Below are 10,914 nucleotides of genomic sequence, written 5' to 3' on the forward strand. Positions count from 1 at the left end.
GGACACCATGACCGAGAACATCTTCGCCGCCGCGCCCGCGGACCTCGTGCTCGACGACCGCGTCGCCGGCCGCCTCTACACCGACCCGGAGATCTTCGAGCAGGAGATGACGAAGATCTTCGAGCGCACCTGGGTGTGGGTCGCGCACGAGAGCGAGCTGCCCGGGCCGGGCACCTTCAAGTCCACCTACGTCGGCCGCCAGCCGGTGATCGTGTCGCGGGACCGCAAGGGCACCCTGCACACGCTGCTCAACCGCTGCCGCCACCGCGGCGCGAGCCTGTGCGAGAAGCCGCGGGGCAAGGCCAACGGGTTCACCTGCCCGTACCACGCTTGGTCCTACGGCCTGGACGGCACGCTGCGCGGCATCCCGTACCCGGACGGGTACGAGGGCGTGGCGGACAAGAAGGACCTGTCGCTGCGCAAGCTGCGCACCGAGTCCTACGGCGGCATGGTCTTCGCGACGTTCGACGAGGGCATCGAGCCCCTGGCGGACTTCCTCGGCGACGCGAAGCTGTGGCTGGACCGGTTCATGAAGCAGGGCGGCGGCTACCCGATCAAGGTGCTGGGCAAGCATCAGTTCCGGTTCCGCGGCAACTGGAAGATCCAGCTGGAGAACACCACCGACGGCTACCACTTCCCGATCGTGCACCGGTCGTGGATGGCGTCGGTGGACGCCGAGACCGCGGACATGATGTCGTTCATGACCGACCCGGCGGCGATCACCCACGCGCTGGGCAACGGCCACAGCGTCATGCAGATGGTGCCCGAGCACTCCGACCTCGACGCCGACGACGGCAGCGAACCGCTGCAGGCCCGCTTCGACCACGTCGTGGCGGAGCTGTCCAAGACGCTCGACGACGCGGCCGTGCGCAAGGTGGTCCGCGCCATGCACGGCACCGGGTTCAACCTGAACCTGTTCCCGAACGTGTCGATGTCGGCGGCGTTCTTCCGGGTCCTGCGGCCGATCTCGGTCGACGAGACGCTGATCGAGCACATCGCGATCGGCCCGGACGGGCCGCCCGAGCTGGACGTCGTCAACCGCGAGCGGCTGCGCATCCACGAGCACTTCCAGGGACCGTTCGGGTTCGGCACCCCGGACGACGCCGAGGGCTGGGACCGCGTGCAGCGCGGCGCCCAGGCCGCGCCGGACATGCCGATCCTGGTCAACCGCGGGCTCGGCAGGGAGAAGGACGACGAGCACGGCTGGCCGACCGCCCACGTGACCGACGAGACCGGGATGCGCGCCGCGTACCGGATGTGGAAGCAGATGATGAGCGATGACTGACACGATCACCGTCCCGCTGACCGACGTCCGGGTGGCCCGCGCGGTCGAGCTGGTCTGGCGGGAGGCCGAGCTGCTCGACCGCAAGGACTACCTGGTGTGGCAGGAGCTCTACACCGACGACGCCCGCTACGTCGTGCCGATCGACCCGGACACCGAGGACTTCGCCGGCACGCTCAACATGATCTACGACGACGCGCGGATGCGGGCCATGCGCGTGACCCGCATGACCGAGGGCTACGCCATCGCCGCCGTCGACGCGGCCCGCACCGTGCGGACCGTGTCCCGGTTCGTGCCGGAGACCGTGACCGACGCTGAGGTCGTGCTGCGCTCGGCGCAGGTGCTGATCGCCTACAAGCGCGGGCGGCACGACATCTGGGCCGCCGACGTGCGCCACCGCGTCCGGCTCTCCGAGTCCGGCGACCGCATCGCGGAGAAGGTCGTGCGGCTGGTGGACAGCGAGGGCGCCGTGCCCGCCGCGGGGTTTCTGCTGTGAGCGCGCAGACCGCGGTCGTCACCGGCGGCGCCCACGGCCTCGGCGAGGCGATCGTGCGCCGCCTGCACGCCGAGGGCTACCGAGTCGCGATCGCCGACCTCGACGGGGCCGCCGCCGAAGCGCTGGCCAAGGAACTGGGCGAGGCCACGGGGTACGCCGTCGACGTCGCCGACCGCGCGGCGCTGGACGGCCTGCTCGCCGCTGTGCTGGCCGACTTCGGATCGGTGCACGTGCTGGTCAACAACGCCGCCCGCACGCAGGCGAAGAAGCTGATGGACATCACCGCCGAAGAGCTGGACGCCGTGCTGAAGGTGAACCTCGGCGGCACGTTCTCGGCCTGCCAGGTCTTCGGCGCGCACTTCGCCGCGCAGGGCTACGGGCGGATCGTGAACATGGCCTCGCTCGCCGGGCAGAACGGCGGCACCGCGACCGGCGGGCACTACGCGTCCTCCAAGGGCGCGGTCCTGTCCGCCACCAAGGTGTTCGCCCGTGAGCTCGCGCCGCACGGGGTGACGGTGAACGCGGTGTCGCCGGGCCCGCAGGACAGTCCGGCGGTGCGGTCCATTGTGGACGACGTCGACGGGCTCGCGCGGAGCATCCCGGTGGGCAGGCTCGGCGACCCGGCGTTCATCGCCCGGATGGTCGCCCTGCTCGCCTCGCCCGAGGCGGCCTCCGTCACCGGCGCCTGCTGGGACGCCAACGGCGGGCTCTACCTGCGCTGAACCCGAGGGAGGGACGATGACTTCAACCGTGGTCCGCGTCGCGGAGGTCAGGCAGGAGGCCGTCGGGATCCGCAGCCTGCGCCTGGTCCGCGACGACGGCGCCCCGCTGGGACCGTACGAGGCCGGCGCGCACGTCGACGTCGTCGGCCCGACCGGCCTGGTGCGGCAGTATTCGCTGTGCTCGCCGCCGCACGATCCGGAGTCGTTGCTGATCGCGGTGAAGAAGGAAGCCGCCTCGCGCGGTGGTTCCGAGGCGCTGCACACCGTCGAGGCCGGGGACACCCTGGAGATCGGCGAGCCCCGCAACCTGCTGCGCGTCGCCGACGGCGCCCGCCACGTCCTGGTGGCGGGCGGCGTCGGCATCACCCCGCTGCTGAGCCTGGCCTACGAGCTCCACCGCCGCGGCGCCGAGTTCGAGCTGCACTACTTCGCCCGCGCCCGGGAGCAGGCCGCGTTCGCCGGCCTGCTGGAGCGCGAGTTCGGCGACCGCGTGCACCTGCGGTTCGGCGTGCCGCGTGCCGAGCAGCCGACGATCCTGAAGGAGGTCGCGGGCGAGCTGACCCCGGACGCGCAGGTGTACACGTGCGGGCCGGAGGGGTTCATGGCGCAGGTCTCGGCGGTCTTCGCGCCCGTCGTCGGCGAGTCGCGCGTGCACGTGGAGCACTTCGTGGCCGCCGACGTCGACACCAGCGGCGACCAGCCGTTCACCGTCGAGCTCGACACCGGCGAGGTGTTCGAGGTGCCCGCGGACAAGTCGATCCTCGCGGTCCTCGGGGAGAACGGCATCGAGGTCTTCAAGTCGTGCGAGGAGGGCATCTGCGGGTCCTGCGTCTCCGGGGTGCTGGAGGGCGTGCCCGAACACCGGGACAGCTGCCTGTCGGCCGCGGACAAGGCCGCCGGGGACCAGATGGCCCTGTGCGTCTCCCGCGCCAGGACGGCCCGGTTGAAGATCGAGCTGTACTGAGCCTGAGTCGCCTGTCCGGTTGCTGCCACGGCCCTGGCCGGGCGTGGCGGGCTGCCGCACGATCGTCCGGTGATCGTGCAGCAGCCGACCGGAGGTGGCCCCGTGACGACCGATCCCGACCTGCTCGGCCCGGTGGTGCACCGCTACCGCGTCTCCCACGTGCGCCTGGCGCTGATCGCCGTCGCCGCGCTCGTCCTCGCCGCCATGGTGGGGGCCCTGACCACGCCGATGATGCTGTCCGGGTACTCCTACCAGTACAGCACCGCCATCGGGTTCGGCATCACCGTGACCGTCTTCGCCGCGACGCTCGCGGTGTTCCTCGTCGTGCACGTGGCGCGGCAGGGGCTGTCGGAGACGTTCGAGGTGCGCGACGCGGGCCTCGCGCACACGGCCAAGGGGCGGACGCGGGCCTGGCCGTGGCAGGCGGTCACCGCGGTCACGCCGTTCCACCCGCGCCGCAGCACCTTCCTGACCCGGCTGGTCATCCGCGACTACCGCTGCACCGTCGCGTTCGCCGACGGCGCGAAGATCCGGTTCTCCGGCGCGCTGGACGGGCACGAGCTGCTGGAGCACGCGATCCGCGCCGGCTCCGCGGTGGGCGGTCAGGCGCCGAGGAGGTAGCCGACGCCCCGGACCGTGCGCACCACCGGCGGCGGCCCGAGCTTGCGGCGCAGCCCGGCGATCAGCACCTCCAGCACGTTCGAGGCGGGCGGCACGAACTCGTCCCACGCCGCGGCGATCAGCTCGGACCGCGGGACCGGCCGCCCGCCTGCGGCGACCAGCCGCTCCAGCACCACGAACTCCTTCGCGGTCAGCGTCAGCGGGGTGCCCGCGCGCCGTGCCTCGTGCCGCCCGGTGTCCACCTCGACGTCCCCGTGCCGCAGCACCGGGGCGGGCAGCGCCGGGCCGCGACGGCACAGGCTGCGCACCCGCACCACGAGTTCGGCCATCGCGAACGGCTTGACGAGGTAGTCGTCGCCGTGGGCGAGCCCGGCGATCCGGTCGTCCACGGTGTCCCGCGCGGTCAGGAACAGCACCGGCACCGGCCACCCCCGCTGTCGCAGCCCCGCCACGTACCGCAGGGCGTCCCCGGCCGGCAGCATGCGGTCGAACACCGTGCAGTCGTAGGAGTTGACGCTCACCGCCTCGTCCGCCGCCGGCAGGTCGGCGGCCACGTCCACCGCGAACCCGGACCCGCGCAGCGACGCCTCGACGGCCACCCGGAGGTTCTCGTCGTCCTCGGTGACCAGCACACGCACCCCGCCACGGTATCGCCCCGGCCCGGCCGGTTCCTGCCAAAACCCGCAAACCGGGCGAACAAGATCCGGCGGGACGCTAAGCTTCCGGGCACACGCTCCCCGTGACGAAGGATCCACCGTGTCCGCACCTGTGACGACCCGGCCCCGGGTGCTGGTGGTCGAGGACGACGAGGACCTGCGCGTCGCGGTCACCGCGGAACTCACCGCCGCCGGCCTCCGGCTGGACACCGCCGCGACCCTCGCCGGGGCGTCGGCGGCCCTCGCCGAGCCCGGGCACGCGTGCGTGGTGTTCGACCGGATGCTGCCCGACGGCGACGCGATCGACTTCGTGCACCGGCGCAGGCAGGCCGGGTGGGCGGTGCCGGTGCTGTTCCTGACCGCGCGCGACACGGTGCACGACCGCATCGCCGGGTTCGAGCACGGCGGCGACGACTACCTGGTCAAACCGTTCGCCGCGGCCGAACTCGCCGCCAGGGTGCTCGCGCTGTGCCGCCGCTCCGGCACCGGGCGGCCCTCCGTGCTCCGGCACGGCGGCCTGGAGGTCGACTGCGCCCGCCGCGAGGTGCGCCGCGACGGGGTGCTGCTCACGGTGTCCGGCAAGGAGTTCGCGGTGCTGGAGTACCTGATGGCGCGCCCGGAGCAGGCGGTGCGGCGGGCCGAGCTGATCGAGCACTGCTGGGACTCCAGCACCGACCCGATGTCGAACGTGGTGGACGTGGTGGTGCGGCGGCTGCGGGGGAAGCTGGGCGAACCGGACGCGGTGCAGACCGTCCGCGGGGTCGGCTACCGGATGGCGCCGTGAGCACGCCGCGGAGCGGTTCGGCCGCGCACCGCCTGCGCCGCCTGCGCTGGATGCTCACCGGGCTGTTCACCGCGATGAACGCGATCGGCCTGATCGTGTTCGCGGTCCTGGTGGTCCAGGCCGACGCGGACAAGGGCGAGCAGGCGATGGACGGCGAGCTGCGCCGCGTCACCTCGACCGTCACCCGCCTCCTGCAGTACGACGACACGCTGGTCACCGCGTTCGTGGCCGAGGACGAGCTGAACACCCAGTGTCCCCAGTTCGCGGTGCTGCCCGGCGGCGCCGAGCGGTTCGAGCCGCACGTCAGCCGCCGCACTTGCGTGCCGGTCGACCTGGCGGTGCTGGGCGGGCTCGCCCAGCGGGCCGTGCAGTCGGGCACCCTGCTGAAGGGCTACGTGCGCGCCACGAACGGCGCGCTGGTGCGGATCGGGGCCGAACCGTTCCGCAACAGCACGGGCCAGTACATCGGCGCGGTGGTCGCGGCCATGGACGCCGGGCCGGAGCAGTCCCGGCACGAAGGGCTGCTGCTGATGGTGATCGGCGGGTGCGTGCTGCTGCTGGCCGCGGTCGGCGTCGCCGGGCACCTGCTGTCCGGGCGCGCGATCCGGCCGGCCACCGCGGCGCTGGAGCAGCAGGAGGTGCTGCTCGCCGAGACCGCCCACGACCTGCGCACCCCGGTCGCGGCGCTGCGGGCGCTCGCCGAGACCGCGACCCGGCACCCTGACCAGGGCGCCGAGCTGCTGCCCCGCACGGTGCGCCTGGCCGGGCGGATGGGCAGCATCATCGACGGCCTGCTGGTGCGGGCCCGGCTCGCCGCCGGGGTGGAGCGGCTGGCCATCCAGCCGGTGTGGCTGGACCAGCTGGTGACGAGCGTGGTGGCGGAGACACCGGCCGAGGACGCCCAGGTGACGGTCACCGCCGCGCCGACCCGGGTCGACGCCGACCCGGCGCTGGTGCAGCGCGCGATCAGCAACCTGCTCGACAACGCGATGCGGTACGGGCGGCAGCCGGGCGCGCAGGCGCTGGTGCACATCACGGTCGCGGGCGGCCGGGTCACGGTGGCCGACCACGGGCCGGGGATCGACCCGGCGGTCGCGGCGGAGAACTTCGACCGGTTCAGCAGCGGCGGCGGGTCCAGCGGCCTCGGGCTGTCGATCGTGCGGTGGGTCGCGCAGGCGCACGGCGGGGTGCTCCGGGTGTACAACGCCGAGGAGGGCGGCGCGATCTTCGAGCTCGTGCTGCCCGTCAGCAGCGCCGCCCAGCCCGGCCACGCGCCCTGGTACAGCGAGCATCGGGGGTAGACGCAGATGGACGAGCGGACTTCCCACGGCCTGCGGCGCCGCCTGCCGATGGCGTTGCTGGTGGCGGTCGTGGTCGCCGGTGTCGCGGTGGCGGTGTCGGCGGCGGGACGGCCGCTGCCCGGGCTGAACGTCGCGCCGGGCGGGCACTGGGTCGCTTTCCCCGGCCTCGACCGGGTTTTCCACATCAACGGCTCGGCCCGCACCGTGGACGCCTCGGCGGAGGTGCCGGGCCTGGAGCCGGGCAGCCAGGTCGTGCAGGGCGAGACGAGCGGGTACGTGGTGGGGCGGTCGCGGATCCACGAGTTCGGCAAGTCCGACCTCAGCGTGGAGCGCAGCTTCGTCCCGCCGACCGGCGAGGTGCCGGTCGCGATCGAGACGCCGGGCGGGCCCTACCTGGTCTACCGCGAGGCGGGCCGGGTGGTGCGGCTCGGCGACGGCGCGGTGACCATCCCGGCGGGCGGCGTGCTCGGCGACCCGGTGGCCACTCCGGACGGCACGGTGTGGTTGCACCGCCTGGATTCCGGGGTGCTGTGCCGGCTCCCGCGCGACGCGGAGCAGGTGTCCTGCCCGGTGGCGGCTCCCGCAGGCCACACCGGCGGGCTGACCGTGGTCGGCCGGGACGCCGCGTTCGTGGACACCACCTCCGACGTGCTGCGCCCGGTCACCGGGGACGGGTTCGGCGAGCCGGTGCCCGCGCGGATGGACCTGCCACCCGGCGCCCGGATCGCCCCGGCGGACGCGGACGGCCGGGTGGCCGTGCTCGACCCGGCGACCCGGCGGCTGCACCTGGTCGACGCGGCCGGGCTGGACGGGCGGCGCGCGCCCGCGACGCCGATCAGCCTGGCACTGGCCGACGGGGACTACGCCGGCCCGACGGTCAGCGGGTCGTCGGTGGTGCTGCTCGACCTGACCCGCAGCACGGTGCTTACCTACAGCAGCCAGGGCGATCCGAAGCGGACGATGCCGGTGCCGCCGGAGGCGGGCGAACCGCGGCTGGCCCGCGGCGAGGACGCCCGCGTGTACGTGGACGGCGCCGAGGGGCGGCACGTGCTGGTGGTGGACCACGACGGCGCGGTGAACCAGGTGCCGGTGGTCGGCACGCAGCGGCCGGACGAGCCGGGCGCGCCGGTCGCCCCGCCGCCGGAGTCGCCGGTTTCGCAGCCCCAGAATGGACCGGTCCAAAATGGACCGGCGCAGAACGGGCCGCCGCCCGGTGGGGGTCAGAACCGGCCGCCCTCGGGTGGTGACGGGGGCCGGCCGCCGGGGCAGACCCAGTCGCCGCCATCGTCGTCCCGGGCCGTGCCGCCGCCGTCGCCTCCGCCGGTGCCGGCGAGCCCGCCGGGCCTGCCGCCCGGGCTGCGGGCCACCGTGCAGGGCGAGAACGTGCAGCTCACCTGGGGTGCGGCGCCGCCGAACGGCGCGGCCGTCACCGCCTACCAGATCTCCTGGCGGCCGGGGTCCGGCGCGGGCGGGGCGATGACCCGTCCGGGCAGCGCGCGGTCGGCCACGCTGAGCGGGTTGCAGCAGGGCGTGACCTACACCGTCACGGTGGTGGCGGAGAACAGCGCTGGGCGGGGCGCGCCGGCCACGGTCCAGACGCTGGTGCCGGTGCAGCGGACCCCGCAGATCACGATCCGCCGGGGTGAGGACACGACCTACGACGGTTGTGAGGCGCCGGACTGCGCTTACATGCACGTGGAGATGACCGGGTTCGACCCCAACACCAGGTACGAGGTAGAGGTGTTCTCCGACAACCCCGGCTATTCCAACCCGGGCCGGGGCGTCCGGACCGACGCGGAGGGCAACGAGGTGTTCGAGGACTTCCCGTTCGAGAGCGTCGGCTACCGCGTGTGGGTCGAAGTCAACGGTGTCCGTTCCAACTACTACGTATGGCCGGGGGGATAGTGCAGAGCGCAACACGAGCGGGCGAGGTCGCCGGGCTGATCGCGAACAACGTGCAGCAGGTGATCCGCGGCAAGCCGGAGCTGGTGCGGCTGGCGGTGGCCGCGCTGCTGGCCGAGGGGCACCTGCTGATCGAGGACGTGCCCGGCCTCGGCAAGACGACGCTGGCGCGGTGCCTGGCGCGCAGCATCGGCGGGAAGTGGAGCCGCATCCAGTTCACGCCGGACCTGCTGCCCGGCGACATCACCGGCGTGAGCGTGTTCCACCAGAAGGACGAGGAGTTCGGGTTCCACCCGGGCGCGGTGTTCGCGAACATCGTGGTGGCCGACGAGATCAACCGCGGCACTCCGAAGACCCAGTCCGCGCTGCTGGAGGTCATGTCCGAGCGGCGCGTGACGGTGGACGGCGTGGCGCACGAGGTGCCGCGGCCGTTCCTGGTGGTGGCCACGCAGAACCCGATCGAGATGGAGGGCACCTACCGGCTGCCCGAGGCGCAGCTCGACCGGTTCCTCATGCGGTTGTCGGTCGGCTACCCGGACGTGGCCTCCGAGGTGCTGGTGGTCATGAGCGAGTGCGCCGGCGTCACCGCGGACGAGCTGCCCACCGTGGTCGACATCGGGGTGCTGCGCCAGGCCATCGCGGAGGTGCGCGGCTCGCACCTGGACCGGGCGGTCGTCGAGTACGCGGCCCGGCTGGCGGCCGCGACCCGGGAGCACGCCGCGGTGCGGTTCGGCGCGAGCCCGCGTGGCAGCATCGCGCTGGTGCGGACCGCGCAGGCGCTGGCCGCGACCGACGGCAGGGCGTTCGTCACCCCGGACGACGTCAAGGACGTGGCCGTGCCGGTGCTGGCGCACCGCCTGATCCTCACCGCGGACGCCGAGCTGAACGGCCGCGGCACCGCCGAGATCGTCGACGAGGTCCTGGCCGCCACCCCGGCGCCGGCGATCGGCGCGGCCCGGCGGTGAGGCGGCGGCTGACCGGGCGCGGCGTCGCGGTGCTGGTCGCGGCGGTGCCGCTGCTGGTGTTCGGGCAGTGGGGCGGGTACCCGCTGTTGCGTGCGCTGGGGGCGGTGGCGCTGGTCGCCGTGCTCGCCGCGGTGGCCGTCACCGCGCGCGGGCTGGGTGTCGAGGTGCGCCGTGCCGTGTACCCGGACCGGGTCGAACGGGGCAGTGCCGCGCTGGCGCGGCTGCGGGTGCGCAACCCGGGGCAGCGGCGGCAGGCGGCGTTCCTGGCCACCGACGGGATCGGCGGGCAGGCGCAAACCGTCGCGGTGCGCCCGCTCGCGCCGGGCGCGGAGGCCACCTACCACTACGAGCTGCCCACCGGCGCGCGCGGGCGGCACCCGGTCGGCCCGCTGACGCTGCACCGGGCCGACCCGTTCGGGCTGGCCGTCAACCGCAAGCCCACCGGGGAGACCTCGGACCTGTGGGTGCACCCGCGGCAGCTGCCGGCCCGGGTGCTGGTCAGCGGGCACCCGCGGCACCACCACGACGGCGCCCGCACCGACGACGCGCTGCGCGGCTCGATCGACCTGCAGGACGTGCGCGAGTACGTGCCCGGGGACGAGGTGCGGCACGTGCACTGGAAGGCGACGGCCCGCACCGGGCGGCTGATGGTGCGGGACCTCGTGGACCCGGAGCAGCCGCGGTTCACCCTGCTGCTGGACACCCGCGCCGGATCGCTGTCGCCTGCCGGGTTCGAGGAGGCGGCCGACGTGGCCGCGTCGCTGCTGGTGGCCTCGGCACGGGCCGGGCACCCGTCGCGGCTGGTCACCGCGGGTGGGCTCGACCTGCCCACACCCGGCGGCCTGCCCGCGACCCGGCAGCTGCTGGACGAGCTGTGCCAGGTGACGCAGGCCCCGGCGGACGCGCTGGTGCCGCCGGCGCTGTCCGCACGCGGCGGAGCGGGCGGATGCCTGGTGCTGGTCAGCTCGGCGCGCGCGGAGCCGCCCGCACTGACCTGGCTGCGGGACCGGTTCGACACGATCTTCCTGGTCGCGCTGGAAGGACCGGGACCACGAATGGCCGCGGCGCCGGGTGCGCGGGTGCTGCTGGCGGGCGATGCGGTGCAGGCGGTGCGGTTGTGGAACGAGGTGGCGGGGTGAGGCGCGCCTCGGCGGGGCGGGTGTCCTTTATGGACTGTTGCCTGCGCTCGGCGCACGCCGAGTCGCGCGTAATGACGCGGCT

Annotated in this window: 11 protein-coding genes; 10 read left to right on the forward strand and 1 reads right to left on the reverse strand. The window is 74.0% G+C overall.

All coding sequences use genetic code 11. The annotated features are described in order from the left end of the window. The first annotated feature begins 7 nt into the window (after positions 1-7). The 5 genes from AMY39116_RS0319010 to AMY39116_RS0319030 all read left to right on the forward strand — a co-directional run bounded on the left by AMY39116_RS0319010 (position 8) and on the right by AMY39116_RS0319030 (position 4,085). On the forward strand, positions 8-1,285 hold the full coding sequence (locus AMY39116_RS0319010) for a Rieske 2Fe-2S domain-containing protein (RefSeq protein ID WP_020419225.1): 1,278 nt from the start codon (positions 8-10) through the stop codon (positions 1,283-1,285). Beyond that, entirely contained in the window at positions 1,278-1,778 is a 501-nt protein-coding gene (locus AMY39116_RS0319015) for an aromatic-ring-hydroxylating dioxygenase subunit beta (protein ID WP_020419226.1), read from the forward strand. Before AMY39116_RS0319010 ends, AMY39116_RS0319015 begins: the two co-directional genes overlap by 8 nt. Continuing rightward, positions 1,775-2,500, forward strand: coding sequence for an SDR family NAD(P)-dependent oxidoreductase (locus tag AMY39116_RS0319020; protein ID WP_020419227.1), 726 nt, complete (start codon positions 1,775-1,777; stop codon positions 2,498-2,500). Before AMY39116_RS0319015 ends, AMY39116_RS0319020 begins: the two co-directional genes overlap by 4 nt. 16 nt (positions 2,501-2,516) lie before the next feature. Next, positions 2,517-3,464, forward strand: a complete 948-nt coding sequence (locus tag AMY39116_RS0319025; protein ID WP_027936050.1) for a PDR/VanB family oxidoreductase — start codon at positions 2,517-2,519, stop codon at positions 3,462-3,464. Positions 3,465-3,566: 102 nt separating this feature from the next. Beyond that, a complete protein-coding gene (locus tag AMY39116_RS0319030; RefSeq protein ID WP_157358607.1) occupies positions 3,567-4,085 on the forward strand; it encodes a hypothetical protein in 519 nt (172 codons plus the stop codon). Here AMY39116_RS0319030 and AMY39116_RS0319035 read toward each other — a convergent pair. Then, positions 4,067-4,723, reverse strand: a complete 657-nt coding sequence (locus tag AMY39116_RS0319035) for a response regulator transcription factor (RefSeq protein WP_020419230.1) — start codon at positions 4,721-4,723, stop codon at positions 4,067-4,069. The genes AMY39116_RS0319030 and AMY39116_RS0319035 overlap by 19 nt on opposite strands. A 118-nt stretch (positions 4,724-4,841) precedes the next feature. On the opposite strand from AMY39116_RS0319035, the gene AMY39116_RS0319040 reads away from it, so the two are divergent. The 5 genes from AMY39116_RS0319040 to AMY39116_RS0319060 are packed head-to-tail and all read left to right on the forward strand — an operon-like array spanning position 4,842 to position 10,832. Next, the gene (locus AMY39116_RS0319040; RefSeq protein ID WP_235716171.1) at positions 4,842-5,525 is read left to right on the forward strand and encodes a response regulator transcription factor; all 684 of its coding nucleotides are present in this window, start codon (positions 4,842-4,844) and stop codon (positions 5,523-5,525) included. After that, positions 5,522-6,826 (forward strand): ATP-binding protein, encoded by a 1,305-nt coding sequence (locus AMY39116_RS0319045; protein ID WP_020419232.1) that lies wholly within the window; start codon positions 5,522-5,524, stop codon positions 6,824-6,826. Before AMY39116_RS0319040 ends, AMY39116_RS0319045 begins: the two co-directional genes overlap by 4 nt. A 6-nt stretch (positions 6,827-6,832) precedes the next feature. Then, complete coding sequence (locus tag AMY39116_RS0319050) at positions 6,833-8,731, forward strand: fibronectin type III domain-containing protein (RefSeq protein WP_020419233.1); 1,899 nt, start codon at positions 6,833-6,835, stop codon at positions 8,729-8,731. Further along, entirely contained in the window at positions 8,716-9,693 is a 978-nt protein-coding gene (locus AMY39116_RS0319055; protein WP_051123558.1) for a MoxR family ATPase, read from the forward strand. The genes AMY39116_RS0319050 and AMY39116_RS0319055 overlap by 16 nt, the downstream gene beginning before the upstream one ends. After that, the gene (locus AMY39116_RS0319060) at positions 9,690-10,832 is read left to right on the forward strand and encodes a DUF58 domain-containing protein (protein ID WP_020419235.1); all 1,143 of its coding nucleotides are present in this window, start codon (positions 9,690-9,692) and stop codon (positions 10,830-10,832) included. The genes AMY39116_RS0319055 and AMY39116_RS0319060 overlap by 4 nt, the downstream gene beginning before the upstream one ends. Positions 10,833-10,914: the final 82 nt, after the last annotated feature.

Origin of the sequence: Amycolatopsis sp. ATCC 39116 (assembly GCF_000231075.2) — a bacterium.
In the GTDB taxonomy this organism is placed as follows: Bacteria; Actinomycetota; Actinomycetes; order Mycobacteriales; family Pseudonocardiaceae; genus Amycolatopsis_E; species Amycolatopsis_E tucumanensis.